Raw genomic sequence first — 26,814 nt, 5'->3', positions numbered from 1 at the left:
GCCACCCGCTACGACAAGACCGCCGAGTCCTACCAAGCCGCCGTCACCCTCGCATCGCTGCTGATGTGGGCGTGACATTTGACGACAACTCCTAGCAAGCCGGCATCCTCGTCCACTTTCTCGCCACCCACGCCGATCCGGAACCACAGGAGCGCGGCCACCGCACCCTGGCGCGCCTGCGATCCCAAGGCCGCAACGGACGGACCGCATCGAACGGAGGCACGCGTGCCTGACGAGACCCAGCAGGCGATCCCAGCCGTCCCGAGTCCGGCGACCGGAGGTGAACCACAAGAGCACCACATGCACCTGCTCGGGCGGTACTACCGCCAAGTGGAAGCAGGCCGCAAGACGATCGAAGTGAGGGTGGCCACCCCGCAGAAGCGCGCCGTCGCAGTCGGTGACACGGTCGTCTTCCACGACCGGGACACCGGGCGGGAACTCGACGTCATCGTTAAGCGGATCACCCCGTACCACTCCTTCGAGGATCTGCTCAGCTCGGAGGACACCGTGCGCATCGACCCGGACGGGCCGCCCGGAGAGCTGCTCGCCAACCTCCGCAGCATCTACTCGCCGGCCAAGGAAGCCCTCGGCGTTCTCGCCCTCGCGTTCGACCACCGCCCGGCCCGGCCCGGCCGCCCCATGCCGATGACGCCCACGCAGTACGCGCAGACCGTCCCCCACCACACGGTGTACGGCTGCCTGTACATCCGCGACGAGAACGACCGGCCGGTCCAACTGCGCTCGGTCTACGGCTCGAGACTCTGGCAGTTCCCGGGTGGCAACCTGGACGCCCCAGGCGAGGACCCGCTGCAGACCGCCCGGCGCGAGGCGGTCGAGGAGACGGGCCTCGAACTCGGCCTGGACACGCCGAAGCTGCTCCTGACGCACTTCCTGCACGCCGGGCCCCGGCTGCCGCTGAACAAGGTGGGGCTCATCTTCGACGGAGGGCAGCTGACCGCCGGCCAGCTCGGCCGGATCCGCCTCGATCCCGCCGAGCACGACATGTGGGCCGTCCACGACCTCGCGACCTGGCAGGAACTGATGGCTCCGCGCGCCTTCGCCCGTCTCGACGCCATCGAACGAGCCCGGCGCGGCGAGGGCCCCGCCTACCTGATCACGCACACCTGACCCCCAACATTTCCACCCAGGAGGCAACCGTGCCCGCCGAGGACACCAACACCCGCGCCTGGCAGATCTACGGCCAGAGACAACTGGCACGCGCCTACACGCCGCCCATCCCCGACCAGCTCGGCTGGACGCCCTGGGAAGGGATCGGACCGGGTGCAGAAGTCCTCGGTGACATCGCCGGCCGCCGGGTCCTGGACATCGGGTCCGGAGCCGGCCACCACGCCGTCCACCTCGTCCAGGCTCACGGAGCCCGCGTCACCGGCATCGAGCTGTTCCCGACCCAGCATGAACGCGCCGTCTCCGCCCACGCCGACGTTGACGGCGTGGAGTTCGTCCAAGCAGATGTGACCGAGTACCTGGCCGGAGCCGAGCCGTTCGACGCCGCGTACGCGATCGGGACGCTCGTCTTCATCGACCCGCACCGCTCGCTGCCGGCACTGCGCGACGGCCTGCGTCCGGGCGCCCCCTTGATCCTCTCGCTCCTGCACACCGACCTGCACGGCCGCGGTCCGTCCACGGAAGTGGCGCCGCGCGAGCAGATGATCCTGCTGCGCGACGACCCACCCCTGCCGACACAGATGTGGGTCCTGGCACCGCAGCTGTGGGAGGAGCTGCTCACCGAGTACGGCTTCCGCGTCGAGGCCATCGACCTGCTACCGCACCCCGACAACAGCGCCACGGTCATCCAGCAGCTCATCCGCGCCCGGCGCCTGCCCGCACGGCCGGCGCGAGTCTCCAGCCGACCCCGCAGCACCCGAGCGCCAGCGGCACACGCGGCCGTCGGCGTCGGGGCGATCCTGCTCAGCGAACAGGGCATCCTGTTGGGCCTGCACCGCCGCGGCACCCTCGAACTGCCTGGCGGCATCGTGGAGGCCGGGGAATACTTCGAGGACACGGTGATCCGCGAACTCGCCGAGGAGACCGGTCTGGTCGCTCGCTCCGAGGACGTGGGGCTCCTGGGTACGCTCATCGATCACGTCGCTGGTGTCCTGCGGGTCACCGTCGGCGCGCTCGTCCACGCCTGGCACGGGCAGCCGGCCACGCAGCCGGACGAGAGCGTCGGCGACGGGGCGTGGTCTCCGCTCGATCAGCTCCCCGACGGCCTGTTCGTATGCAGCGCCCAGATCCTCACCGCCTGGCGACCCGACCTGGCCATCGACCACCCGCCGGCGCACTTCACTGCCTTCGCCCCAGCCAAGTAGGCGGCGCATTGGCACAACAGCCGACACCGATGCCTTCCCGCGACACGACGCGGGTGCGGCACCCCCGGTTGCAACACCCCACCGCCGAGCTCAAGTTGGAGTCCCCCATGCCGCATCTCTCCATGCGCCGGTCCATATCCTCGGACGGCGCCGCCGGCACCGACCGCCTGCGTCATCTGGAGCAGGCTGCCTTGCGCCACGGAGTCCCCGTCGAGGACGTGCTGCTGATCGCCGTCAACCTGTACGGGATCACCTCCGACCAGGACCGTCACCGGGCCCGGGTCAACCTTCGCCTCGTGTGCCGCCCCGATGCCCTCTGGCAGATCATCGTCCCGCTGAACCAGCCGGCCAGCCCCTTCCGGCTCCGGGGCGACGAGCTGTCGCTGAACGGCGAGGTGGTCGCGCACGTCGGGCGCATCGATGCCGACGAGGCGGTCGGAGGGTACTTCCGCAACGACGGCCGCGCCGCGACCCTCAACCCCAACGCCCGCAGCCGGTGCGTCGGGTGCGGCTGGTGCCCGAACACCCTGGAGGCCTCCGCCGATCCGAGGATGCAGGAAGACCAGGGGCTCGACGCCCTGCTGCACGCCCTCGGCGAGCAGCATCCCCGCCGCAGCCTGGCCGAGCTGACCGAGGTCACCGTCTCCACCGGCTGTTTCGAGCGGGAGGAGGCGGCCGTCGCGCACCTAACCGCCCTGCGGCCCGCTCTGGAGCGGGCCGGCGTCAAGGCTCGGATCGGCTTCCTCACCTCCGTGCTGCGCAGCGACGAGGCGTTCGAGACCATCGCGTCGCAGGTGTCACCGTTCGTGCTCAGGCTGACAGCCGAGCACTTCACCCGGCGGGAGGCACTGATGAAGGCGACCAAGGCCGACCTTCGGCCGGAGCAGATGCCGGACCTGCTGATGCGGGCGCGGGCGGCGGGGCTGGATACCTCATACACGTACATCGTCGGGCTGGACCCGATGGAGGACCTCGTGGGCGGGGTGAACGCACTGGCGGGCGAGGTCACCGCGTTCCCGAACTTCCAGGTCTTCCAGGCGCACACGGTGATGATGCAGGGGATGGGGACGCCGGGCGCGGAGAGCCTGGAGTACTACCTGCAGGCGCGTACGGCGATCGAGCGGGCCATGGCACCGACCGGGCTACGGCCGGTGGGCTGGGAGTGCTACCGGCCGCTGTGGTACTTCACCTACGCGGGAGAGGACCTCGTCGATGGACCCCGCTGACGCGGTCATCGACCGGGTGCGGGTCGAGCGCCTCGACGAGAGCGGGGCGGGTCCGTGGAAGGCTGGCGACAGCCGGTTCGCGATCGTGGTCGAGGCCGGCGGAGTGACCGGGGTATTCGCCCCGGTCGACGAGCTGCCCGCCGCGCTCGTCGCCACCCGGCTTGGGCAGAGCGCTCTGGGGCACCCCGTGGCCGACCACACGGGTCTGCTGCGCAGGCTCTTGGCCGGCCTCGGCCCGCACGCGGCGGGGCTCGGGCGCTGGGCGGTCGGGGCGCTGGACTGCGCGGTGTGGGACCTGCACGGCCGACTCGTCGACCTCCCGGTCGCGGCCCTGCTCAGCGACCGGCCCGCGCCGCGAGTGCCGGTCTACGCCTCCTGGCTCTCCTTGGACCTGACCTCCACGTCGGCCCCCGCGTCCGTCAAGGCCACCGCCGATGGGGGGTTCGCCTTCACCAAGTGGGCCCTGCGCGGCGCTGAAGCCGCCGAGATGGCGCTGCTGGCCGAGCGGGCGGCGAAGTGGGCGGGGGACAGTGTGGCAGTGGACGCCCTGGGCGCATGGGGGCATCTGCGGACCATGGAGGTCGCACCGCTCCTCACTCCGGAGACGGTGCGCTGGGTGGAGGACCCGCTCCCGCGAACCGAGCAGGCCGCGTACCGACAGCTGCACCGACAGACGGAGGGGCTGAGGGTCGCATTCGGCGAGCGGCTGTCCCATCCGGAGGACGCCAGGGTCCTGCTGGAGCACTGCCGGCCGGAGGCGTTCACGTTCGACGCGGTGTGGTGCGGCGGGATCACCGAGGCGCAGGGCTGGCTCGGCGCCGCACACGACGCGAAGGTGCCCGTCCACCTGCACGGCCGGGCGTTCCTGCCCGCCGTGCACTTGGCCGCCGCGTTTCCGCACGTGTCGGGCGCGGTGGAGTACCAGGTGGTGTGGGAGCCGCGCCGCCAGCGGGCACTGTGCGGCACGCTCCGGCCGGACGGCGGGCACGTCGCTATCCCGGACCGGCCCGGTCTCGGGATGGAGGTGCGCCGGTAATGCCCAGGCACACGGGCGAGCTGGCGGTCCACGGCCGCCTGGAGCAGCGCGAGGAGAAGGTCCTGTTCGTCGTGGACGAGCGGCTTAGCGGACACGACACCTTCCTGTCCACGACCCTTCGCCTCGACCGGCCGGTGTACCTGCCTGAACTCCCGGTCCGGATCCTCACCTTCGACGACGTCACCGTCCTTGCGCCCCTCGACCCTGCCCTGCCGCAGGGGCAGGCCGGAGAGGGGTGGAGCGGCACGCTGCTGTTACCGCACGGCGCGCGTCCGCCGACGATCCCCGACGACCTCGCCCGGGCCGCTGCCGAGGCCGGTGTCGACACCAGCAGTTGGTCGCCGGCCGAAGCCCGGCATCTGCTGACCTTCCTCGGCGAGGCTGGCCCTGGCCTCGTGCGCACAGAACGGATCGACATGATCATCGCGGCTCTGGCGGGTCGTTCGTGAGCACGGCGGCCCCGGTGCGGCTGGTGAGCCTCGACGTCGGATACACCCTGGGCGAGCCGTCCGGGACGACGCTGACGCAGCGCCTCGTGGAGCTGTCCCCGCTCCCGGCCCGGCAGGCGAAGAAGGTCGCTCAGCAGATTTTGCACGCCCTGGACCCGCGCAGCGATGCGACAGCGCCGCAGACGGTGTGTGCCGCTCTGAGGATCGCGCCGTCCGCCTTCCCCCAGGACCACTGTCCGCCCGGCTTCGCCCTGTGGCCCGGCGCGGTGGAGGCGGTGGCACGGATCGCCCGGGTCGTGCCGGTGGTCACCCTGTCGAACGTGAGCCACTGGGACGAGCAGGAGACCGACGTCGCAGCCCTCCTCGCCCCCCACCTCCGGGCCCATCACCCGTCGTGGCAACTCGGGTTCGCCAAGCCGGACCCGCGCGCCGTGGCGACTGTCGCTCGACTGCACGGCCGCGACCCCGCGGAGGTGCTGCACGTCGGCGACAGCCTCGACTACGACGTACGCGGGGCCCTCGCCGCCGGAGCCCACGCCCTGTGGATCACCTCGCGCCCGCCGTCGTCCGAGGCACTCCGGCTGCTGGCCGAGTACCCCGGCCGGGTCACGGTCGTACCGGACCTCACCCGTGCGGTCGACCACATCGAGCAGACCGTCCTTCCGCCCTTCCGTCAATCCAGATGATCAGGAGTTCTACCCCGTGAGCCAGTTCGACACCACCGCCCCGTACTACGCCGCCTACCGGCCCGGGATCCCGAAGGAAGCCGTCAAGCTGCTCGCTCAGCGGGTGGCCGGCAAGGAGCACCGGGCCCTGCTCGACCTCGGGTCCGGTACCGGGCAAGTCCCCCTGGCCCTGGCCGGGGCGATGACGGAGATCGACGTCGTCGAGCAGGACGCGGGCATGCTCGCCGAGGCCGACAAGGCGCTCGCCGGGCTGCCGCTCACTGTCCGCCTGCACAACGCTCCGGCCGAGGCGTTCACCCCACTCGCCTCTTACCGGGCCGACCTTGTCACGGTCTGCCGCGCCTTCCACTGGATGGACCAGGACGTGGTGCTGTCGCGTCTGGAGGACATGACCGCGCCGGACGCGACCGTCGCGGTCATGGGCGACGGCAGCCTGTGGACCGCGCGCTCCGCTGGACCGACGCCCTGCGCGCCCTGATTCAGGAGTACCTGGGCAAGGAGCGGCGGGCCGGGGTGGGCAAGAAGTACGCGGCGCACAACCGGCCCTACCGCGAGATCCTCGCCGAGTCCGCGTTCGGCCAGGTCGAGGAGCACACCGTCGCCGTCGAGCGGGAGTGGAGCACCGAGAGGGTGATCGGCTACCTGTACTCGACCTCCTTCGCCGCCCGGCCGCTGTTCGGCGAGCGGGTCGACGACTTCGAGCGCCGCGCCCGGGCTCTGCTCGACGAGCACGCCGCCGCCGGCGGCGGCCTGATCGAGCCTGCCTCCTTCCAGATCGTCCTCGGCCGGCGCGGCTGACCCGCTCCTCCCCCTTCGCGCCGGGGCGGCCCCCCTTCCCGCCCCGGCCCCGTCTCCCTCCGGAAGGAGATCCACCATGCCCAGTCCTGTGACGTGGAGCGACGACGAGCGGCGCCGGTTCGTCGACGACGGCGTCGTCATACGCCGTGGCCTGGTCCACGGCGCCGTCCTGTCCAAGGCGCGCGCCCTCGTCGGCGGCTGGCTGGCCGAGGCGTACGACCCCGCGCGGCTCACCGCTTACACCGAACGCAGCTTCGCCCCCGAGCTGGAGGAGCACCCCGACCTCCTCGCCCTGTACCGGCGAAGCGGCCTGGCGGAGTTGGCCGGAGACCTGCTGCGGCCCGCGAGGCCCGCCCCGGTCACCCGGGCGCAGATCCAGATCCGGCTTCCGCACGGCGCGCAGCAGCCCGTGAAGCGGATGCACGTCGACGGTGTCTCCTGCCCCCACCTGGAACCGCGAGACCTACGCACGTTCACCTTCATCGCCGGCGTCGTCCTGGACGGCAGCTCCACCGCGGACGCCGGCGCTCTGCACTACGTGCCCGGCGGGCACTACCGGATGGCCGACTACTTCGCCACGGACTGGGTCCTGGGGCAGCCGGCCCAGACTCCCGACGACATCGACGCCCAGGACGGCACCGCTCTCACCGCCGAGCCCGGCGACGTGGTCGTGATGCACCACTTAGTCCCGCACCGGGTCGGCATCAACGCGAGCAGCACCCCGAGGGTGATGGCGTACTTCCGCGTCGGCCACGCCCAGCACCCCGACCTCGCCCGGCGCGCTCTGTCGGACCCGTGGCTGGAGTACCCGGCGCTCGCCGCCCTCGCCCGTCCCGGCACCGTGTGAGAGGGGAGAGCGCCGTGGACGTCCTCACCCCCGCCCAGCTCCCCCACGGGGCCCGACTCCTGACCGCCGGACAGATGGTCGCCGTGCCCACCCCCCGCTGGTACATGCTGTGTGCCCGCGCCGCCGACCCCGCCGCCACGAACGCGGTCTTCAGCGCCAAGCAGCGTCCCACCGCCAAGCCGCTGGTGCTCCTGCTCGACTCCCCGGCCACGGCCGAGACCCTGTTCGACCTGAGCGCCGGCGCCCGCCTGCTGACAGGCGGCCTGTGGCCGGGGGACCTCGCGCTGCGTCTTCCGTGGAAGCCCGAGGTGGAGCCTGTCGCGGCGGTCGGCTCCCCGGCGCTCGTCGAATGCCCCGACGGAATACTGGGCCAGCTCGTCGCCCTGGCCGGCGAACCGCTGGCCGCCGCCGTGTGCAGCATCTCCACCCCCGCCGCCGGCGAAAAGGATTACCCGGCGCTCACCGCCGGCCAGGTCGCCGTCTTCGAGCGGACCATGGGGGCCGGGATCGCCGCGGTCGTCGACGGCGGGATCTGCCCGCACGGCCGGCACATGACCATCGTCGACTGCCCCGCGGGCGCCGCAGCGCGCCTGGAGCGGGAGGGCACCGTCCACGTCCGCGCCGTCGAAGCCGCTCTCGCCCCGGCAGGAGGACCGCATGTGGGCTGACCTCGCCCGTCGGACGAACCGCCTGGTGCCCGACGCGTCGGTGGCCGCCGTCGCCGACGCGCTCGACTACCTCTGTCTCGCCCAGCTCTATTTGCGCGACAACCCGCGCCTGGCCCGACCCCTGACCCCGGCCGACGTCAAGACGCGACCGGCCGGCCACTGGGGAGTGTGCCCGCCCGTCAACCGGATGCTCGCCGCCCTGGGCCCGCTCCAGGCGACCGTCCCCGACGGCTACGAGCTGCACGTCCTGCACGGCGCCGGGCACGCCGGCCCCTCCGCCCTCGCCCACGCCTACCTCACCGGCCGACTCGGCCACGCCCACCCGGGCTTGCGCCAGGACGAGGCCGGACTGCACGCACTCGTCGCCGGCTTCCCCCGGGCCGGCATCGGCGGGGAGATCACCCCGATGATCCCCGGCCACCTGCACACCGGAGGCCAGCTCTGCCCCGCCCTCGCGATCGGGCAGGGCACCGTCCTCGACGCGCCCCATCGGCTGGCCGTGGTCCTGATCGGCGACGGCGAGTGCGAGACCGGAACGACCGCCGCCTCCTGGCTCGCCACCCGCGCACTGCACGGTACGGGCGACCACGGCACCGTCCTTCCCGTCGTCCTGCTTAACGGGCTGCGCATGGGCGGCAAGAGCCTGCTGTCCACCCTGAGCCGCGCCGAACTCACCGCCTATTTCGCCGGACTTGGCCACCGGCCCGTCTACAGCGACGGGCTCGACGTCGGCCAGCTCCGCCAGGCGGTGGCCGAAGCGCTCGGCGCCGCCGCGCCCTTGGGCATTCCGGGACCGTCGAGCGTCCTGGTCCTCACCCTGGACAAGGGCTACGGCGCCCCCGCACACCTCGCCGGCACCCCGGCGGTCCACAAGACGCCGCTGCGCGACCCGGCCGGTGTGCCCGCCGAGTTCGACGCGCTCGCCGACTGGCTGGCCTCCTACCAGCCCAACCAGCTCCTCACCTCCAGCGGCCGACCCCAACCGCACCTGCTGCCCGCGCTCCCTCTGTCCCGGCCCGAGCCCGACGGCCTCGCGGCGCCGCGCGGCTGTGTCGCCGCCTCCGCCCAGGTCGCCGACCGCGCCGCCGGCCGCCCGTTCACGGAGGTGGTCCCCGAGGTCCTGCGGGCCCGCGCCGAGCAGGGCCCGTTCCGCGTGTTCAGCCCCGACGAGCTGCCCTCCAACCGCCTCGACCTCACCGACGATGACGGGCGCCCGGTGCCGTGGACGGTGGAAGTGCTCAGCGAGGAACTGTGCCACGCCTGGGCCCAGGGCTACACGGAGACCGGCCGGCACGCCCTCGTCGCCACCTACGAGGCGTTCGCGCCGATCACCCTCAGCCTCATCCAGCAGCAGCTCAAGCACCGGTCCGTGCGTCGGCACGCGGGGCTCGCCCCGCTGCCCAGCCTGGTCTACCTCCTGACCAGCCTGGGCTGGCACAACACCCTCACCCACCAAAACCCCAGCCTCACCTCGGCACTTCTGGCCGGCGGCGACCCCACGCTCCACGTCCTCACCCCCGCCGACCCCGCGCGCACCGCCGCCGCACTCACCTTCGCCCTGCGCAAGCTCGGCCGGTGCACGATCGTCGTCGCCGGCAAGCACACGACCGTCCACCATCCACTGGAGACCCTTGACGAGGAACTGCGGCACGGCATCGCGATCTGGCCCCACCTGGCCCACCCCGGCCCCGGCGAGCCCGACCTGATCCTCGCCTCCGCCGGCGACCTGCCCGCCGAGGCCCTGACCACCCTCGCCCGGCGGCTGCGCGCCGAACGCCCGGACCTGCGCCTGCGGTACGTCCACGTCCACGACCTCACGGCCCTCGCCGAGGACGGCACCCGCCCCCTCGCCCTCGCCCCGGACGCGTTCGCCCGCCACTTCGGCACCCGGGCGCCGATCGTCCTGGCCACCAGCGGGCACCCGGCCGACATCCACGCCCTCCTCGGACGCCGCCACCCCGGGCCCCGGCTCACCGTCCTCGGCTACTGCGACCCCGGCCGCCCCGTCTCCCAGGCCCACCTCCGCCAGCACTGCGGCCTCGACGACCCCGGCCTGTGGCAGCTCGCGACCACCCTCACCAACACCCCGAAGGAAGTACCGGCATGAGCACCCCGCTCCCACCCGTCGCCCCCGACGCCGGCACCATCGACACCTTCGAACGCGACGGGTACGCGGTCGTCCGCGACGCGATCACCCCGGACCTGCGCGACCGGCTCCTGACCGCCGCCGAGAAGCTGCTGGCCAGCGACATCACCCAGGGCCGCGACCGAGGAGGCGACGGCAAGGACGGCTTCCGCGGATGCCTCAACCTCGACCCTGCCTTCCTCCCGCTCCTCGCCAACCCGGCCGTCCTGCCCACCGTCGTCCACCTCCTCAGCCCGAACATCCACCTGCTGTCGGCCCACCTCATCGCCCTGCCCAGCGGCCCGCCCCGCACCATCCGCATCCCCGGACGCCACGGCTGGCACCGCGACATGTACGGCGTCACCGCCGACCTCGGCTTCCCCCACACCCCCCGCATGGCGATCAAAGCCGCCCACTACCTCACCCCCGTCACCCCCGACTGCGGGCTGACCATGTTCTTCCCCGGCAGCCACCGCCTTACCGACGAGCCCGTCGTCCCCGCCGGCGCCATCGACCCACTCGGCGCCGTCACCCCCGACATCACCGGAACCGACGCAGTTCTCTTCGAGAACCGGACCTGGCACACCGGAGGCATCAACCTCTCCGGCCGGCCCCGCATCGCCCTGATGCTCCAGTACGGGTATCGCTGGCTCCACCCCGTCGACGACCCGGCCACGGAACTTCAAGCGGACCCCGCTCTCACCTCCATAGAACAGCAGCTCTTGGGCCTGCCCGACCGCCACCCGGACGGATCCCTCGCCAAGGGCAGCGGAGCCGCCCCTATGCGCTCGTGGTGGCAGTCCGGCCCGTCTGTTGCACACTGCCGCTAGAGCCAGGGGTAAGCCCCCAACGAACCCACCGGTACGAGCACCACGAGGGAGCACGACATCGTGAGCGAGTCGACCGCCGTCCTGCTCATCGGGATCACCGGCTCCGGCAAGACGCACCTTGCACAGGCCCTCTCCGCGAGGGGCATTGTCCGTCTCAGCGTTGACGAGGAGGTTCACCGCCTCCACGGCCGGTACGGCGTCGACTACCCCGAGCACGAGTATTTCGAGCGCGAGGCACCCGCGGTCGAGACCGTACGGGCGCAGCTTATGGAGCTGCTGCGCGCCGGCCGGTCCATCGTCCTCGACCACGGCCTCTGGCGTCGTTCCGATCGCGACGAGTGGAAGAAGACCGTCCGGGCCGTGGGAGGACGCCCACTGCTCGTCTACCTGCCAGCGTCCAAGGAGGTCCTCCTGCGGCGCCTCGCCGCACGCAACCAGCGTCGAGACGCCAATGCCTTGACCGTCACTCCCGAAGCCTTGGACGACTTCTTCGCTCGGTTCGAACCGCCTACCGCCGATGAAGACGCAGTCACTTACAACGGTGACGTAGAGGTCATCCGCTCCGTGGTGCGATGACGCCCTCGGCCGTCCCTCCGAGCAGGGGCGCCAGGTGCTCGGCCATCACGAGCAGGGTCCGGTCCGAATAGGCCGGTCCCACGAGCTGCACACCGATCGGGAGGCCGTCGGCGCCATGCGCAATAGGCATGACCAGGCTGGGCAGACCGACGTGGCTGGTGAGGTTGGCCCAGCCGGTCTGGTCGAAGAAGCTCCGTTCGACGCCGTCGACCGTGAGAGAACGGCTCCCGGCTGGGATCGCCGCGGTGGGAGCGGCGGGCGTAATGAGGACGTCGTACTGACCGTCGGCGAAGAACCGGTGCCACGTCTGCCGGAGCCGGAGGCGCTCCTCGTTGGCGCGGAGCCAGGCGCGGTGTGTCTGCGTGCGGTGGCGGAGGATGGCGGCCCGTGGGCTCGCGTCGTCCGTGTGCAGGTCACGGGCGGCGGCGAGTTCGGCCGCGCCGGCGGCATCGTCGGTGGCGGCCGTCGTGGTGGCGTGGAGGAGCTGCTCGAAGAGGCGGAGGGATTCGGCGAAGCGGACCGGCCCCGCAGTGCGGTGGACACTGGCGCCGGCGGAGGCGAGTGTCCCTTCGAGGGCGGCGACAGCATCGGCGATGTTGCGGTCGACGGGGCAGCTCGCGTCGTCGGCCCACACCGCCACGCGGAGCTGGCCGATCGGGCGCTGCGCCGTGGGCAGCGTGACGCTCCAGGGGGTGTTCTCGTCGGGTGACGGTGTCGTCAGTGCGGCGAGGAGCATGTCGAGGTCGCGGGGGTGGCGGGCCAGGGGGCCGGGGGTGACCATGTCGCTGCTGGTGATCCATCCCGGCGGGCGGGGGATGTGGCCGCGGGCTGGGATGAGTCCGTGGGTGGGGCGCAGGCCGTAGACGCCGCAGTAGTGGGCGGGGAGCCGCAGGGAGCCGGCGAGGTCGCTGCCGAGGTCGGCGGGGGTCAGGTGTGCGGCGACTGCTGCGGCGGGGCCTCCGGAGGAGCCGCCGGTGGTGTGCTTGGGGTCGTGCGGGTTGAGCGTGGGGCCGAACAGGGCGTTGTCGGTGTGCAGGTCCTGGCAGTACGCCGGAGTGTTGGTCTTGCCCATGATGACGGCACCTTGGTGGCGGAGCCGGGCGACCGCGTCGGCGTCGCGTGTGGGGACGTGCTCGGCGAGGTCTTCGGCGCCGCTGGTGGTGCGCAGGCCGGCCGTCTCGAAGCTGTCCTTGATCGTGAGGGGTAGGCCGTTGAGGACGCCGGTGCTCTCGCTGCGGGCGCGGCGTTCGTCGGCTGCGTGCGCGGCGGCTCGGGCCGTGCTGTCGTCGCGCGTGACGACGGCGTTGATCTGGCTGGCGTCTATCTGGGCGAGGTGCAGGTCGAGCAGTTCGCGGCTGGAGATCTCGCCGCGGTCCAGGGCCCGGAGCTGGACGTGGGCGGGCTGGTGGGTGAGGTCGTTCGTCATGCGGAGACTCGCTCAAGGTGGGGGGCTCGTGCGGGCTGGCGGGGCAGGTGGCGCGCGACGTCGAGGAGAGCGTCGATGTCATCCATGGGACTGGTGGTCTGGCGTTCGAAGTCGGCGAACTCGGTGAGCTGGCCGGGTTCCGGGCGGGCGCCGACGGCCCTGGCGGCGATTCCGGCGAGGATCTGGTCCGCCGTGACGGCCGCGGACAGCTCCTTTCCGTGAAGCCCTCGGGCCCGGTGACGGGCTTCGCTGGCCTCTCGGACGGCGGCGTCGAGGTACTGGCGGATCACGAAGCGGCCGTCCCGGATCTCGACGGCTCGGCGGTAGAGCCGGATCGAGATGCGACGGAAGCGGCGCCGCTGGGCCGGGTCGACCCTGTCGATCGGCAGCTCGATCTCGGGTGCCTCGCTGTAGAAGGCCAGCCATAGGGTGCGCAGGCCGTAGTAGCTGCGGTACTGCTTGATCCGGTACCGGACGCTCTGGGCCTGGTCGCTGATGGTGGGCACGAGCCAGCCGATCAGCGTGAGCATGGCGCCGACATCGCCGCAGGTCCAGGCCAAGCCCTCCCATTCCGCGAGGGAGGTGTCGAAGGCGCCGGCGATCACGTTGCCGATGCGGACGGCGCTGTATCCGAGGGTGACGGTCGCGCCGAGGGCGACGATGCGCAGGCCGACGCGGACGGACCCGCGAGTGCTGCGGCGGGCCAGGCGCCAGCAGGCGCGGGCGAGGAAGACTTCGCCGATGGTGTAGGCCGTGACGTACAGGGTGAGGTACGCGGCGTACCAGTCGTCGTGCGCGTAGTAGAGCGTGAAGTCGATCGGGTGCGGCGCGTTGGGCGTCAGCAGGGCGAACAGCACCAGCAGCCCGGCGATCACCGCGAAGCCGGCCCAGAGCCAGCGGCGACTGCGCCGGCGGGCTACCTCGGGCGGGGATCCCCAGTAGGTGAGGACCACCTGTTGGCAGGCCAGGAGCGCGACCACGCAGCCCTGCGCGAGGGGCACGGAGATGTTGACGGTGCCGAGCACGCGGTCGAGGTAGTTCCACATCGGCGTGATGGAGAACAGGAACGAGAGCCCTGACAGCAGGAAGACAGCGGCCAGCGCGGCGGAGGCGGGGTCGCGGCGCCGCGTGGGCACGTCCCGCAGGAGGCAGAGGAAGCCGAGCGTCGCGACGACGAGGCTGATCGGGTGGAGCAGGTCCTTCACGGCCGGGTCTCCCGTCGGCGCAGCAGCGTGTGCGTGACCCGATCCTGCACTTCGTCCCCGGAGGACTCGTCGCTGCGCAACCACCGGTCGATGATCCGGCGCTGGAGTAGCGATGCCAGGAGTTCGGTGTCTCGCTCCTCGTCCTCGTCGTACTTGGTGCGCCCCAACATCATCTGCACGGTGGCCGGGTCCACGCTGGTGATGAAGGCCGGAGCCAGCGCGGAGACCGGTCGGTTCTCGTGGTGGCCGAGCAATAGGTGGCTGAACTCGTGGGCGATGATGTGGTCCTGGTGCAGGACGCTGGTCCACGGGTCGTAGAAAACGTGGACGGCACTCTCTGTAACGGCACATGCCCCGCACACCGAGGGCGCCTGCTCCCGGGGCTCTAGGACCACCGTCCGTCCCGTGCGGCGAGAGACCTCGTCGCTGAGGTCGCGGATATTGGTGACGTGCGGGAGCTTCAGCTCGGCCAAGAGGTCAGGCCGGCGCAGCCTACGTGCAGACCACATTGCTTTCCTTGATCATTTACTGAACTGCGGCCGTTTACGCGCCAGTTGAGGGCGGCAACCCCTCGGATTTTCGTACGCTCTCAACGATCCCCAGGACGGCATCCTTTCCGTCTGCAGAGACGTCGGACAGGCGAAGAAGAACGTTCTTGATCTTCGCGTCGCGAAGCAGCGCGAGCAACTCAAGTTCCTGCACGGTCTTTTCGGCGACAGCATCGTCGAACCAATAGGCGGGATCCACACCGAAGAACCCTGCGAGCGCTTCGAGATGACGCTTCGTCGGGTTATCGCGCCGCCCGGTCCGCAAGAGCCACAGGTACTGCCCCGACAGCTTGCCCAGCCCTCGCTTCTCCATCAGTTCGGCCACTTCAGCGTTGCTGTAAGGGCCGCGATCGGGCGGGTGCACAGTGTCGAACAGGCGGTTTAGGCGATCCATGAGCCCCCTGGGGCTCACCTGACCTTCGGTCACTCTTCCATGATCCTTTCCAGGGCGGGCTTCCTCGCAACTTCAGCCACCCTACCCCGCCATAAACACCAGTTTGACGCGCCGGTCACACGTATGGAAAGTTCTTCCCCACCAGCACGTTTCCGTGTGGCGCGTACCGCCTGTTTCAGGTCGACCTGTCCGTTTCTGCCGACAGGAGTACGCCGGGCGACGTGGCGCAAGCCACATTCGCCAGCGACATAAGTCACGTCTGGCAGGCCGTATTTGATCTTCGATCGGAAAGCGCGGAGGCGACCGTGGAAACACCTCATCCACATCGCATTTCCGCTGCGGGGAATACCAGACTCTCGCTCCAATTCGGACACAATGGAACGCTCTCGGCATACGGGGCAACCGCGGCAACGGTGCGCTTCGACGCGAGGACGGACCCCGCCAGGCCCTGTGCGGACGGCTGCGGCACACGACCGTTCGGCGACTCTCTGCAACCAGTACAGAGTTTAAGAACCAAGTCTGGATCTTGACACCGGTCCGTGCGTATGTTCGTCGTCCCCGGGCAGCCCGCCTGCGGCGACGAACGTGAGGAGACCGCGAGCACCGACCGGACCGCGAAGGTCCGCAAACAGCGACGGCGCCCGAGAGCGGTAACTCACGGACGCCGAACGCTAAGCGGCATACCCGCCCCGGCAAGGGCGGAGATTGCCCACCATCACCACGCTGAGTCCTTCCGAGGGGCGCGTCAGCGTGGCAACACTGCAAAGGGGAGTATCGCATGCCTCCTGCCCTGCGCAAAAGGCCCTTCCGCCTGGCCTGCGTGGCAGCCACCACCGCCTCGGCGCCTCAGTGCCCCGAGCCGGACCGCACCACCGTGGCCCCGGCGAGCAGCCGGACCCGCCCGCTCGTCTGGAGCGGCCGATGAGCAGCGAAGCCCGCGAGTGGGTGTGGGAGCACAGCTCCAGCCGAGGGGCCGCGCGCCTGGTCCTGCTTTCGATCGCCGACCGGGTGGCCGACGAGCAGTGCATCTCCTGGGCCTCGCTGTCCAGCCTGGCCAAGCGCACCCGCGCCTCGGTTTCCACGGTGCGCGAAGCCGTCGAGCGCCTGCTCCTGGCCGGCGAGCTGGAACAGCTCGATGACCTCGTAGGCCCGCAGCGCAGCACGGTCTACCGCATGCCTCTCGCCGCCGAAGTGGTCGCCCTGGCCCAGCGCGAGCAGCAGGAGCAGGAAGACAGCGACACAGCAGCAGCAGACGAGCCCGCGGGCCCCGCGAAGCTTCGGCTCTCGGCTCTGCGGCGGTACGGAATCCGCCCGCGTGAGGTGCCGGAATCCCCCGCGAGGGTCCGGAATCCGGCAGTACCGGAAACCGGCAGGTCGAGGCGGAAACCGGCACAGCGACGTACCGGCCACCGGCACAGCGACGTACCGGCTACCGGCACACAGAACCGTAGTGAACCTGATTTGAACCGGAGGTACAGCAGTAGTGGTGCTGCCGTCCTCCCGGCTGCCGAGTGGCAGGTCGACTCCGCCACCCACACCTGGGCCCGCCAGCAGGGACACCTCGATCGCCTCGGCGAGCAGGGCCTGCGGGCCGCCGACGCGAAGTGGCGTGCACACCGGGCGGTCCATGCTCCGAGGGCGGCGGAAGCCTGGGCTGCCGACTGGCGCTCCTGGGTCGCCCGGGAGCACGCTCCCAGCCGACCGAATCTCTACGCCCGGCCCGGCAAGAGCACCGCCGTACCGGGGGGCATGACACGGACGGAGGCACACACCGCCGCCCTGCTTGCCGCCCTCGACGAGCCGACCGGAACGGAGGGCTGACCGTGGACCGCCGCGAAATCGCAGCCCTGCTGGCCTACATCGGCCGACTCGACCCCCGCACCATCCGCACCGACCAAGGCGAGGCCCGCGACCAGCTCGCCCAGTGGCACGAGCTGCTCGGCGACGTGCCGATGGCCACCCCGCACGGCTGGGACGTCCGCGTCGCCGCCCGCCAGCACATCCGCACCTCGCCGTACCAGATCCTGCCCGCGGACCTGGCCCGTCCCTGGGAGAGCTACCGGCGCGACCGCCTGGCGAGGCACTCCGACCCGACACCGTCCGTCGACCCGGACGACCAGGCCGCCTGGACCGCCGAGCTGGTCGGCACCCGCCGCGCCGTCGCCGCCGGTACCGCGCAGCCCGCGCAGGCCCGGGCGATCACCAGCGGTCGCGACGGAGTCGACCCGAAGCTGGAGGCGCGGTTGCGGGAGATCGGCTCCTGCATACCGCCCGCCGCCCGAGCAGCCCTCGCGCCCTACCGGCCCGCCCGCGCAGTCCGTGAGGCCGCTGTCGCGCAGGGGCTGCCCGATGCCCTGCGCGTGCGGTGCGCGTGGTGCCTGGCCCAGCCCGGCGAGCCGTGCCGCCGCCGGAGGATCGGCCCCGATGGCGGAGCCCGCGGAACCGCCCCGCGCGCCACTCCGCACCCCGGCCGTCTCGACCTCGCCGCCGCATAGCAGGCACAGCGCACCGAGCAGGCCCAGCAGCCCGCCTTGGCCTGATCCGGCGCCTCCGGCGCGTGCATTCCGTCCGCTGCACCGCCGCAACATCACCGTCCCGCACCGGCTGCGTCGCACGCCCTGCGCCGCAGCTGGCACCCAACGCCGCACCCGCCAAGCACCGCCCTAGCCGGCCGGCGCGGCAGCACATCGGAGACTCGCCTTGCGCCACATCACTACCCACGACGCGCCGGCCACCGGCCTGCGCGGCATCGGAGACGCCAGCTGGCACGTCCGCGGAGCGTGCCACGGCATGGACGTCGAGGACGCCGACGCCGTGTTCTTCCCCGGGCCCCGGGACCACGAGGAGATCGCGGAGGCGAAGGAGCTGTGCGGTTGGTGCCCCGTACGCCGCGAGTGCCTGGACTTCGCTCTGGAGAACGTCCTCAAGGAGGGCGTCTGGGGCGGGCTCACCGAAGCCGAGCGGCGCCCGCTGCACGACGGACTGCACCGGCGCCTGGACTACCGGCGCGTGACGGCCTTCTTCCAGGGACGCGACGTGCACCTGACCGAGGCCGAGCGGCAGGTTGTCATCGACCACGCCTACGTCCGGGGCTGGCGGCCCGACCGGCTTGCCGCCGCCCTGCAGATCAGCCACAAGCACGCCCGCGACCTGCTCCGGCAAGCGGCCAACAAGGTCCTCGACCGCGACCGCAATTACGGCGTGCCCCGCTCCAAGAAGAAGCGGAAGAAGCCCTCCAAGGCCAAGGGCACCCCCGGGCCCGCAGCTCCCGGCACTCAGCAGCCGGCAGGCCGCCCGGCAACGTCGACCCCGGCGCACGCCCCTCTCGGAAAGGCAGCATGACCCACCCTGTCTTCGCCTTCGGTGCTACTTCGGACCTCCCTCTCCTCCTCGCCGCCGTCGTGCCCGCCGCCCTCGCGCTCGTGCTAACCGCCTGGACTATCCGGCGCCGGGGAACCCGCGCGCAGAAACGGCCCGGCGGCCCGGCGGTCAAGGTCGCCGCCGTCGCTGCCCTGGGCTGCACCGCCTACAGCGCCGACACCTCGTGGCGGTTCGCGGCCGACTACCTCGACATGGCCGGCACCGCCGAGCGCGCCGGCATGTTCGCCGCCGCCGAACTCGCACTGTTCGCCACCGCGCTGATGGCACGGCAGAACCTCGCCGTCCAGGGCGCCCCCGGCCTGCCGGGCACGCTGGTCTGGGTGATCACCACGGTGCAGGTGATCCCCGCCTACGCAGAGAGCGGCCCCATCGGCGGCACGGTCCGCGCCTTCGTCGGACCCGTCATGGCGGCGATGCTGTGGCACCTGGCCATGGGCATCGAACTGCGCCTGCGCACACCCGGCGCCGCCTCGAACGGACTGATCGCCGTCCTGGGCCGGGAGGCACGCGAGCGGCTGCTGTCCCGCCTGGGCATCGCCGCGCGAGACCGCGACGCTGCGCAGATCACCCGGGACCGAGCCACCGCCCGTGCGGTCACCCTCGCCGCCCGCCTCGCCGAGCGCACACCCGAGCAGCAGCGGAACCGTCGAGGCCAGCGGCTGACGCGACGCCTGTCGAAGGCGGTCGGCAGGGCCTCGGTCGGCACCGACCCCCTCCAGCGGGCACAGCTGCTCGACCAGCTCGCCGCCCGGCGACACGCGCTCGCGCTCGCCACGGTCCCGCTCCCTTCTCCCTGGTCCCCTGCGCACAGCAGCGCATCGGCGACCACGGTCCCCGCACAGCCGACATCGAATGTGCCGGTCCCCGTCCCCGGTCCCGACGGCTCCGACGAGCCGGTCCCGGACCGAGGACCGAGGACTCCTCGGGGACCGGTCCCCGAGGAGGCGGACCCGGAAGCCAAGGTCGGCGCGGGGGCCGAGGGCGACGAAACGGGAACGACCGCGGGAACCAAGCCCCCGGAAGACGGCGCGGTCCCGGGGACCGAACCCGCCGATCCAGAAGCCGCAGCGCGGGACACAGCGGCCACGAGGACCGACCGCAACACGCGAGAAGTGGCAGCTCAGGACCCAGATTCTCATCTGGGACCGAGCCTCGCGAAGTCGGGGACCGAGAGCACCGAGGACCGAGGACCGACCGCCACCGAGTCCGGGACCGAGACCACCCAGGACCGAGGACACAAGGTCCCACTCCGCCGGAAGCCGGCCAGGAAGTCCCGGACGAAGAACAAGGACAAGCGTTCCCGGTCCCGCTCTCCGCAGACGGAGCGCCCGGCACGCGAGCTGGACGAGTCCGAGCGCCAGCTTGTCCACGAAGTGCGCCCCCATGTTCCCGCCCTGCTCGAACGGGACGGCAACGGAGCGATCACCCGGGTGCAGCTGCGCGAAATCATCCGCCGCCAGGGCCTGACGGGTGTCGGTAACGACCGACTCGGCCTCGTCCTCCAGGAGCTGCGGAACGAGGACATCACGACGACGAGGAGCGCCGCCCGATGAAGACCTGCCACCAGTTCAACACCGTCCGCGCGGAGTACGAGCGAGAGATCGGGTTCATGCTCGCTCACTCCGAGCGGCACGCGGGCAGGCCGGCGGCGAAGTCCAGCGCGAAGCAAGCCGCCTCGGCGAAACAGCGGATGGCTCGCGCGCTCAACAGCCACGTCGGACGCTGCCCCGAGTGCGGCTGAACCGGCAAAACCCCAGTTCAAAGCCCGTACCCGCAAACGTGGCCCGGCTCCGTGCCGGGCCACCGCCCCGCTTAGGAGGTACGCCGTGATTCCGCGTCCCCCTCGTTCTTCCGAGCCCACCGTCGCCGAGGCCGATGCCTGGGCGGACGTCCTGGTCCGCCAGCAACTCCTACACGCCGTCGTCCTCACGCCGACCGGGCAGTGGCTCGTCCAGGACCGCCCCGACGGGCCGGTCCGCGTCCTTGCCAGCCCAGCCGGTGTCCTCGCGCTGGCCGCAACCATCCAGCATCGCACCCGCTCTACGAGGCCCGAATCCCGATGACGAACGCACGCAAGAACGGCACCACCCCAGAACCTGATCCCGACTCCAACTCGGTCTCGCGGCGAGCAAGTTGGGGCGGAAGCGTAGCTTCCGCCGAACCCGCCCCCTCGGGGGCGGGAGAGGACCTGCACCGGGGGGCGCAGGTCCTTGAGGCTTCGACCGGGGGCGGATCAAAGCCAGGGCAGGAGGAGAAGCAGACTGAACCGCGTGTACGCCGACAGCGCGCTCCTCGCGCCCGCCAGCGCCCGCGCCAGTCGCCCGAGAAGAAGCGCCTCCACCAGCCCAACACACGTTTCAATGATGATGAGTTCGCCGTGGTCAAGTCCGCCGCCGCCCAGTGCAATCTGTCCGTCGCCGGGTTCCTCGCCCGCTCCGCGCTCGCCGCCGCCCGCGACCTCAACCGCACCAGTGCCGAGATCGCCGACGAACGCGAAGTCATCACAGCCCTGTTCGACAGCCGACGTCGGCTGGGCTGGGCCGGCAGCAATCTCAACCAGGCAGTCAAGGTGCTCAACTCCGGTGCAGACGTTCCTCAGCTCGAAGCGGCCGTCGCCGCCGTACGGCGTGCCGCCGACACCGCCCACGAAGCCGCCACACGGCTGATCGAGCACCACGGCTCGTGATCCCCAGCGTCAACCCGTCCGGGTCGGACACCAGAGGTCTCCTCTACTACCTCTACGAGACCGGCAAGTACGAGGATCACACCGACCCCCATCTCGTCGCCTCCTTCGACGGCATGTCCCCCGACCCCGGCCGCGACCCGAGCGCCACCCTCACAGACCTCCAGCAGCTCCTGGACCAGCCCGTGATGGCCCTCGCCAAGCACGCCCGCCCGGCCAAGCACGTGTGGCACACCTCCGTACGCGCCGACCCCGGCGACCGGATTCTGTCCGACGAGGAGTGGGCCGACATCGCCCGCCGCATCGTCGCCGCCACCGGCATCGACCCCGGCGACGGACAGCCCGGCTGCCGCTGGGCAGCCGTACGCCACGCCGATGACCACATCCACATCGTCGCCACCCTCGTCACCGAGGACGGCCACCGCCCCGACGACTTCCGCTCCGGCGCCCGCGCCCAGGCAGAAGCCCGGCTCATCGAGAAGGAACTCGGCCTCCACCAGGTCGCACCCGGCGACGGCACCGCAGCCCAACGGCCCACCAGCGCCGAACGCCACAAAGCCGAGCGGCAGGGTCGCGAGCGCACCGCCCGCGAGGAACTGCGCGAAACCGTACGACGGGCGGTGGCCGGAGCGAGGAGCGACGAGGAGTTCTTCGGCCGGCTCATCGCCGCCGGCCTCCTGATCCGCAAGCGCGCCGCTCCCTCTGGCGACCTCCTCGGATACAAGGTCGCCCTGCCCGATGACCTGAACAAGGACGGCGAGCCGGTGTTCTACCCCGGCGCACGTCTGGCCCCCGACCTGTCGCTGCCCCGCATCCGCGAGCGCTGGGCCGGTGACGCGCAGGACGTTCCGGCTGCCCGGCGGGAGGGTGTGATCCGTACGGGGCCGGGCAGTCCGGCCGCCGCACGCCGCGGGACGGCCTCGGCCGTGTGGCAGGCCGTGCTCGTCGTCGAGCACGGCGAGGACGCGGTCGTCGCCGCCCACATCGCAGCGGCTGGCGAGGTCCTGGATGCCCTCGCGAAGACCTCCGCCGCCCACACTCGCCGCGAACTGCGCGACGCTGCAACGGCTTTCGAACGGGCCTCGCGCTCTCACGTCCGCGCCGTGCGCGGGCACGATCGAGCCCTGCAGCAGGCCGCCCGCGACCTCGTCCAAGGCGGCCCGGCCCTCGGCCGCGGCGAGGACGGAGCCACCACGGCCATGGCCATCGACATGCTGTTCTTCCTCATCACCGCCGCCGCGCATTGGCACGCCAGGAAGGGGCACGCCCAGCAGGCCGAGGCCGCTACCCGGGCCGCCGCGCACCTGCGCACCGCCTACCAGGCCGCTGCCGCCCAGCCCCGAGGCGTGCTCTATCAGCGCGGCCGACGCCTGAGCCGACCGATGCTCCAGCGGCAGACCGCGCTGCTGCGCGAGGCGCTGCCGGAGCTGGCCGAGCAGATCCTCGCCGAACCCGGCTGGTACGCCCTGGCGGCGACCATCGCGGAAGCCGAAGCCGCCGGCCACGACGCGGCCGTCCTTCTGTCCGACGTTGCCGGCCGCCGCGAACTCGGCACCGCGGACTCCGTCAGCGACGTGCTCGTGTGGCGAATGCGGCGGACCGCCGATCTACCCGCCGACGCCTCCCACCAGTCCGAGACCAGCACCGCAGGGCGCCAGTCCGCAACGCGCGGGACGACCACCAGGCCCTCCGCGCCCGGCAGGCAGCTCAGCGGAGAGGACACATCACGTAAGACCCGGTGAGCCCGCCGGTTGCCTGCACTCGGACTCAGTGCATCAGCGAGAAAAGGGGCAGTGCCACCGCTTCGCCCGCAATCCAGAGCATGGTCGTGCGCCACATCGAACCTCGGTGGCGACCAGGTCCGATGTGGGGGCTGTCGGCATCCGTGCACCCGCAGGACGGACGGGCGTGGCGCAGGTGGTGCGAGTCGAGCCAGTAGACGTCGCGAAGTTGAGCGGTCGAGGGAGACGATGGCGTGTGATCGGGCACACCCTGGCATGGCCACCCCGGCGCATGGAGACACGCATCGTGGCCAACTCGTCATCTGGGCAGCCGAGAAGCCGAAGACCTCTGCTGACCTGGCCGGAGGTGACTGTGGACTTTGTGAATTGAAACCGCCGGGGGCGTGGGGCACGATCATGAAACGCGCAGGACGAGGTGCTGAGGTAGAGGAGGACGCCAAGGTGTTTCACCGGATACGCCGCAGGGCCAAGGAGCCGAGCGAAGCTCAGAGGCAGTTCGCCGAGTTGTACGTGCAGCTGCAGGGCCAAGTCCCGCCCGGCTTCGGAGTGCCGGCGCCTGAGCCGGAGTCCGCCGAGCCAGCCGCCATCGTGGACGACTTCCTCCCGCCGGAACTGCGGGTGCCGAGCCACGACCAGGTCGAAGGCAAGATGATGCCGTGGAAGCAGCCCCTCGTCCTCGACGGCGAGATGGCCGCCTGCACCGAGTGCGGCGCATACCGGGACTGGCTCATCCTCTCCACCCGCGGTGAGATCTGGCTGCGCTGCAGGGCCGGACACCAGCAGCAGGAGTCCCGCATCGATACCGCCTGGTACAACCGGCACTCCGGGCCAGCGGACGCGACGCACGCCACGTTCGAGGACTGCCTGCGCCACCTCGGGCACTGACCACCACTCCTACGACCCCACCGGGCCCGCGGGCCCGCACTGACCACCCGTCGCCTAGCACCAAGGGGTCAGTTCCGTCATGCGCGTTCGCGTCGCCACCACCGTACTCGGCATCACCGCCGCCCTCCTCGCCGTGCCCGCCTGCTCCACCGACACCACCGGATCCAAGCACCAGACCCCCTCCTCCCGCACCGGAAAGCCGGCCGACGCCGTCCAGAAGCCGGCCGCGCTCTCCTCGGCCGCGCTCGAGTCCCGCCTGCTCGACCCGCACGACCTCGGCAGCGGCTACCTTCCCAAGCCGGAGCGTCCGGCCCAGCACGACGACGTCACCGTCATCGACTGCCCCGCCCTGAGCGAGCTGGGCGGCGATGCGGCGACTGGCGGCACGCTCGCCTTCCCGCACAAGGCGAAGGCGGACTTCACCTACGGCGGCAGCTCCTCGGAGATCTCCGAGGAGCTGTACAGCGATAGCGTGAAGAAGCTCTCCGACGGCATCCACCGGATCTTCGACGCCATGACCGGCTGCCCGACCTATCAGGTCGTCGCGGGCGGCACCCCGGTCGACGTGACCTCGCAGAAGCTGCCCGCACCCCACGCCAGCGGTGACGAGCAGTGGAGCCAGCTCCTGACGTTCATCGCCGGGGGACGGAGCACCGTGGTCAAGCAGACCGCGATCCGCGACGGCAACCTGCTGCTGGTCTTCTCCGGCTCCCCGGCCCTCGTCGACCGCCACCTCGACAAGGCCCTCGACAAGGCCACGGCAACGAGCTGACCTGCGTGCACGTCACGCTGCTGCCTCCGACCACCGCAGGTCGGGGGCAGCAGTGCGTTACTGGCTGACGCGTTGAGCGGCGCGAGCGGCTTGGCCTGAACCCAGGCTCGGACCTGGCCGGGCTGGACGCAGAGCACATCGGGTGGTGACTGTGCGGCCCGTAGCCGCTGGAGGCGTTCACGAGCAGGTACGCGCCGGCGGCACTTGCCAGTTCCAGAACCAGGCGTCTTGCTGCCGCCCGGTGTCGCACCAGGTCACGACAGCTTTGGAGCCACGGCGGCCGTGCTGGTAGACCCGCGTCACCTGGAGGAGTTGCCCCTGCCCGGAGCTTCAATGCTGCTGAAATGCCTGCCACTGCGCCGCGAGGGCAGCCGTGCGCTTGCGGCGTGGACGGGCCGTCAACGCGATCGTCACGGCGACGATGAGAGCGATGACCATGCAGGCGCCGGGGCTGGGGTGCATCGCCGCCTCCTACGTCGTTCCATCAACGGGCGGCAATTCTTCCTGGCATCGAAGACCGGGCCACTTCACCCGAGAAGCAAGAAAGTCCGGCCCCCCCCAACTGGGAGGATGCCGGACTGCGATCGTCGAGAGTTGTGCGCGGGACGTTAGATGGCCGGCGCGCGCAGGAGGCGCTCCTGGGTGGCCTCGGGCAGTACCCGCCGCAGGACCGGTGCGGTCGAGCTGAGGGAGGCGGCGAAGGCGGCGACGAGATCGTGCGGGACACTGGCGGCGAACGATGCCGCCCACAGACACGGTGCGCCGAGCGCGGGCTCGGCCCACGCCTGCCATCCGGCCGGTCCCGTCTCGTCGTCCTCGGCGAACAGGGCCCGCGGGTCGGCGTCCTGGATGAGGGGCGGGACCTCGCCGAGGCTGATGTGCGAGGTGAACGTCGGGTCCGTCGCCGCCGCCTCGGGTTGGTCGATGTCGCGGAACCATCCGTGGGCGGCGACAGCGTCAAGGACCAGCTCGGATCCGGCGAGCGGCACGGCAGGCTGGTCGCTAGCGTCGAGCGCGATGAGGAAGTCGACCACCGCCTCGCCGGGGACGTCACGGGTGAAGTAGGCCGACCACTGAGCGAGCGGGCTGCTCGCCTCGGCTCGGGCGGAAATCTGCCAGGCGATCGGCAGCTCGCCCAGGTGGAACGGCTCGTCCGCCAGGCCCCACTGGGCCCAGCGCAAGGCATCGGGGCTGATGTGCAGGGCGGTGCTGCGCAGGACCTGGCGGTCCTCCGGCGCCTCGTCCGGCTCGTGCCGTCCGCGGACGATCGTCAGGCTCGTCCAACCCAGGCCGGCAAGCGCGTCGGCGACGACGTCGTAGAGGCGCCCATCGTCACCGGCCAGGTGCCGGGGGCCGACCCAAAACGCGGGCTGTCCGCCACGCGGGGCGGACGAGTCGGGCGGGAAGTCGGGGTACAGGGACGCCTCCAAGGGCTCGGTGCGGGTCTAGTTGCCGCCGGCGCGGCGGCGGGGGCGGCGCGGGGGCGCCTGGACGGGGCCCTGCCACGTCAGCTCGATGGCGACCTCCGGCGGAAGGTGACCGAGCTGTGCGTCCGGGTCCGGTCCTTCGGCGAGGTAGACGACGGTCTGGCCGGTCTCGTCGACCGACTGCAGGACCTGCGCCAAGCGGTGCGCCATCGGGGCGAAGGGATTCATGGCCTGACGGACCGGAGCACTCCGGTCGCAGGCGGACAGCAGATCGATGAGACCACCGACGGTCATCTCCGGGGACGTCACAGATAGCCTCCTGGGGTTCGGGGGAAACGGGGGCAGTGGAACGGGCCGGCCTTCGGTACGGCCAGCGCTCACAGGGCGGTCACCACGTGTCGGTGTCCGCGCTGTCAAAGGCGGCGTGAGGTCTCCAGCACACTCGCTACGGTGGCGGCGACGATTTCGGCCGGCGTCTCGGTGTCGAACGACAGTTGGTAGCCGCGGACTTTGGCGGTTCCGGTGACAGCGATCTTCCATCCCTCGCTATCCGTGCCGGGGCGGCCGAGCGGAAACCAGCCGAGGTAGAACCGGCCGTCCTTGGAGCTGACGTGCACGTCCGCGCGATCATCGACGATCAGGTGGAAGTCCTCGGCGGAAAACTGGTCCATGACCAGGGTCGGCTGACCGGGGCCGAGCTGCCACTCCCGCGGTCGCAGGGCTTCGACGGTGGTGGAGAAACCGGGGCCCGCAGGAGCTACGGTCACGGGCAATCACCTC

Annotated in this window: 31 protein-coding genes; 23 read left to right on the top strand and 8 right to left on the bottom strand. The window is 71.4% G+C overall.

The genetic code is table 11. From position 1 onward, the window contains the following. Positions 1-225: 225 nt before the first annotated feature. From ABZ386_RS39705 to ABZ386_RS39645, 13 genes are all read left to right on the top strand, one after another. Positions 226-1,128 carry an NUDIX domain-containing protein gene (locus tag ABZ386_RS39705; protein WP_355727377.1) on the top strand — a complete coding sequence of 301 codons (903 nt, stop codon included), beginning with the start codon at positions 226-228 and terminating at the stop codon, positions 1,126-1,128. A 29-nt stretch (positions 1,129-1,157) separates the two neighbouring features. After that, positions 1,158-2,330, top strand: coding sequence for a bifunctional class I SAM-dependent methyltransferase/NUDIX hydrolase (locus tag ABZ386_RS39700; RefSeq protein ID WP_355727379.1), 1,173 nt, complete (start codon positions 1,158-1,160; stop codon positions 2,328-2,330). 107 nt (positions 2,331-2,437) lie between these two features. Beyond that, the gene (locus ABZ386_RS39695) at positions 2,438-3,556 is read left to right on the top strand and encodes a hypothetical protein (protein WP_355727381.1); all 1,119 of its coding nucleotides are present in this window, start codon (positions 2,438-2,440) and stop codon (positions 3,554-3,556) included. Next, complete coding sequence (locus tag ABZ386_RS39690) at positions 3,543-4,592, top strand: enolase C-terminal domain-like protein (protein ID WP_356505881.1); 1,050 nt, start codon at positions 3,543-3,545, stop codon at positions 4,590-4,592. The genes ABZ386_RS39695 and ABZ386_RS39690 overlap by 14 nt, the downstream gene beginning before the upstream one ends. Next, a complete protein-coding gene (locus ABZ386_RS39685; RefSeq protein ID WP_355720343.1) occupies positions 4,592-5,041 on the top strand; it encodes a hypothetical protein in 450 nt (149 codons plus the stop codon). The genes ABZ386_RS39690 and ABZ386_RS39685 overlap by 1 nt, the downstream gene beginning before the upstream one ends. Next, positions 5,038-5,727, top strand: coding sequence for an HAD family hydrolase (locus ABZ386_RS39680; RefSeq protein ID WP_355720345.1), 690 nt, complete (start codon positions 5,038-5,040; stop codon positions 5,725-5,727). The genes ABZ386_RS39685 and ABZ386_RS39680 overlap by 4 nt, the downstream gene beginning before the upstream one ends. 16 nt (positions 5,728-5,743) lie before the next feature. Further along, positions 5,744-6,205: a class I SAM-dependent methyltransferase gene (locus ABZ386_RS39675; RefSeq protein WP_355720348.1), complete on the top strand. Its 462-nt coding sequence runs from the start codon at positions 5,744-5,746 to the stop codon at positions 6,203-6,205. Next, positions 6,163-6,525 carry a hypothetical protein gene (locus tag ABZ386_RS39670; RefSeq protein ID WP_355720351.1) on the top strand — a complete coding sequence of 121 codons (363 nt, stop codon included), beginning with the start codon at positions 6,163-6,165 and terminating at the stop codon, positions 6,523-6,525. Before ABZ386_RS39675 ends, ABZ386_RS39670 begins: the two co-directional genes overlap by 43 nt. A gap of 76 nt (positions 6,526-6,601) precedes the next feature. Continuing rightward, positions 6,602-7,372, top strand: a complete 771-nt coding sequence (locus tag ABZ386_RS39665; RefSeq protein ID WP_355720354.1) for a phytanoyl-CoA dioxygenase family protein — start codon at positions 6,602-6,604, stop codon at positions 7,370-7,372. 14 nt (positions 7,373-7,386) lie between these two features. Then, positions 7,387-8,040, top strand: coding sequence for a Sua5/YciO/YrdC/YwlC family protein (locus tag ABZ386_RS39660; protein ID WP_355720357.1), 654 nt, complete (start codon positions 7,387-7,389; stop codon positions 8,038-8,040). Beyond that, on the top strand, positions 8,030-10,147 hold the full coding sequence (locus tag ABZ386_RS39655) for a phosphoketolase (protein WP_355720360.1): 2,118 nt from the start codon (positions 8,030-8,032) through the stop codon (positions 10,145-10,147). The genes ABZ386_RS39660 and ABZ386_RS39655 overlap by 11 nt, the downstream gene beginning before the upstream one ends. After that, a complete protein-coding gene (locus tag ABZ386_RS39650; protein WP_355720363.1) occupies positions 10,144-10,995 on the top strand; it encodes a phytanoyl-CoA dioxygenase family protein in 852 nt (283 codons plus the stop codon). The genes ABZ386_RS39655 and ABZ386_RS39650 overlap by 4 nt, the downstream gene beginning before the upstream one ends. Positions 10,996-11,055: 60 nt before the next feature. After that, the gene (locus ABZ386_RS39645; protein WP_355720366.1) at positions 11,056-11,571 is read left to right on the top strand and encodes an ATP-binding protein; all 516 of its coding nucleotides are present in this window, start codon (positions 11,056-11,058) and stop codon (positions 11,569-11,571) included. Here the strand turns inward: ABZ386_RS39645 and ABZ386_RS39640 are convergent. From ABZ386_RS39640 to ABZ386_RS39625, 4 genes are all read right to left on the bottom strand, one after another. Beyond that, positions 11,549-12,997 carry an amidase family protein gene (locus ABZ386_RS39640; RefSeq protein WP_355720369.1) on the bottom strand — a complete coding sequence of 483 codons (1,449 nt, stop codon included), beginning with the start codon at positions 12,995-12,997 and terminating at the stop codon, positions 11,549-11,551. The two genes, ABZ386_RS39645 and ABZ386_RS39640, sit on opposite strands and share 23 nt — an antisense overlap. Then, positions 12,994-14,202 carry an MAB_1171c family putative transporter gene (locus ABZ386_RS39635; protein ID WP_355720372.1) on the bottom strand — a complete coding sequence of 403 codons (1,209 nt, stop codon included), beginning with the start codon at positions 14,200-14,202 and terminating at the stop codon, positions 12,994-12,996. Before ABZ386_RS39635 ends, ABZ386_RS39640 begins: the two co-directional genes overlap by 4 nt. Next, complete coding sequence (locus ABZ386_RS39630) at positions 14,199-14,675, bottom strand: hypothetical protein (protein WP_355720375.1); 477 nt, start codon at positions 14,673-14,675, stop codon at positions 14,199-14,201. Before ABZ386_RS39630 ends, ABZ386_RS39635 begins: the two co-directional genes overlap by 4 nt. A 70-nt stretch (positions 14,676-14,745) precedes the next feature. Continuing rightward, complete coding sequence (locus tag ABZ386_RS39625) at positions 14,746-15,177, bottom strand: helix-turn-helix domain-containing protein (protein WP_355720378.1); 432 nt, start codon at positions 15,175-15,177, stop codon at positions 14,746-14,748. An 888-nt stretch (positions 15,178-16,065) separates the two neighbouring features. Between ABZ386_RS39625 and ABZ386_RS39620 the strand changes: the two genes are divergently transcribed. The 10 genes from ABZ386_RS39620 to ABZ386_RS39575 all read left to right on the top strand — a co-directional run bounded on the left by ABZ386_RS39620 (position 16,066) and on the right by ABZ386_RS39575 (position 24,607). Further along, a complete protein-coding gene (locus ABZ386_RS39620) occupies positions 16,066-16,965 on the top strand; it encodes a helix-turn-helix domain-containing protein (protein WP_355720381.1) in 900 nt (299 codons plus the stop codon). 2 nt (positions 16,966-16,967) lie between these two features. Then, complete coding sequence (locus ABZ386_RS39615; RefSeq protein ID WP_356505887.1) at positions 16,968-17,639, top strand: hypothetical protein; 672 nt, start codon at positions 16,968-16,970, stop codon at positions 17,637-17,639. A gap of 205 nt (positions 17,640-17,844) precedes the next feature. Next, complete coding sequence (locus ABZ386_RS39610) at positions 17,845-18,486, top strand: WhiB family transcriptional regulator (protein ID WP_355720387.1); 642 nt, start codon at positions 17,845-17,847, stop codon at positions 18,484-18,486. Continuing rightward, on the top strand, positions 18,483-20,078 hold the full coding sequence (locus tag ABZ386_RS39605) for a hypothetical protein (protein WP_356505889.1): 1,596 nt from the start codon (positions 18,483-18,485) through the stop codon (positions 20,076-20,078). Before ABZ386_RS39610 ends, ABZ386_RS39605 begins: the two co-directional genes overlap by 4 nt. After that, on the top strand, positions 20,075-20,266 hold the full coding sequence (locus ABZ386_RS39600; RefSeq protein WP_030422103.1) for a hypothetical protein: 192 nt from the start codon (positions 20,075-20,077) through the stop codon (positions 20,264-20,266). The genes ABZ386_RS39605 and ABZ386_RS39600 overlap by 4 nt, the downstream gene beginning before the upstream one ends. An 85-nt stretch (positions 20,267-20,351) precedes the next feature. Continuing rightward, complete coding sequence (locus ABZ386_RS39595; RefSeq protein ID WP_355718055.1) at positions 20,352-20,588, top strand: hypothetical protein; 237 nt, start codon at positions 20,352-20,354, stop codon at positions 20,586-20,588. 314 nt (positions 20,589-20,902) lie between these two features. Next, positions 20,903-21,211: a mobilization protein gene (locus ABZ386_RS39590; RefSeq protein WP_355718058.1), complete on the top strand. Its 309-nt coding sequence runs from the start codon at positions 20,903-20,905 to the stop codon at positions 21,209-21,211. After that, positions 21,208-22,950 carry a relaxase/mobilization nuclease domain-containing protein gene (locus ABZ386_RS39585; protein ID WP_355718061.1) on the top strand — a complete coding sequence of 581 codons (1,743 nt, stop codon included), beginning with the start codon at positions 21,208-21,210 and terminating at the stop codon, positions 22,948-22,950. The genes ABZ386_RS39590 and ABZ386_RS39585 overlap by 4 nt, the downstream gene beginning before the upstream one ends. Before the next feature lie 441 nt (positions 22,951-23,391). After that, the gene (locus ABZ386_RS39580) at positions 23,392-23,835 is read left to right on the top strand and encodes a hypothetical protein (RefSeq protein WP_355718064.1); all 444 of its coding nucleotides are present in this window, start codon (positions 23,392-23,394) and stop codon (positions 23,833-23,835) included. Positions 23,836-23,914: 79 nt separating this feature from the next. After that, the gene (locus tag ABZ386_RS39575) at positions 23,915-24,607 is read left to right on the top strand and encodes a hypothetical protein (protein ID WP_355718067.1); all 693 of its coding nucleotides are present in this window, start codon (positions 23,915-23,917) and stop codon (positions 24,605-24,607) included. Positions 24,608-24,937: 330 nt separating this feature from the next. Here ABZ386_RS39575 and ABZ386_RS39570 read toward each other — a convergent pair whose 3' ends face one another. The 4 genes from ABZ386_RS39570 to ABZ386_RS39555 all read right to left on the bottom strand — a co-directional run bounded on the left by ABZ386_RS39570 (position 24,938) and on the right by ABZ386_RS39555 (position 26,801). Next, positions 24,938-25,069, bottom strand: coding sequence for a hypothetical protein (locus ABZ386_RS39570; RefSeq protein WP_355718070.1), 132 nt, complete (start codon positions 25,067-25,069; stop codon positions 24,938-24,940). Between the two features lie 146 nt (positions 25,070-25,215). After that, positions 25,216-26,037, bottom strand: coding sequence for a DUF317 domain-containing protein (locus tag ABZ386_RS39565; RefSeq protein ID WP_355718073.1), 822 nt, complete (start codon positions 26,035-26,037; stop codon positions 25,216-25,218). Positions 26,038-26,052: 15 nt separating this feature from the next. After that, entirely contained in the window at positions 26,053-26,343 is a 291-nt protein-coding gene (locus tag ABZ386_RS39560) for a hypothetical protein (RefSeq protein ID WP_355718076.1), read from the bottom strand. A 104-nt stretch (positions 26,344-26,447) separates the two neighbouring features. Further along, a complete protein-coding gene (locus ABZ386_RS39555) occupies positions 26,448-26,801 on the bottom strand; it encodes a DUF317 domain-containing protein (RefSeq protein ID WP_355718078.1) in 354 nt (117 codons plus the stop codon). Positions 26,802-26,814: the final 13 nt, after the last annotated feature.

It is taken from the genome of Streptomyces sp. NPDC006140, from assembly GCF_040628815.1.
Lineage (GTDB): Bacteria > Actinomycetota > Actinomycetes > Streptomycetales > Streptomycetaceae > Streptomyces.
This window is presented reverse-complemented; position numbering and strand designations above follow the sequence as displayed.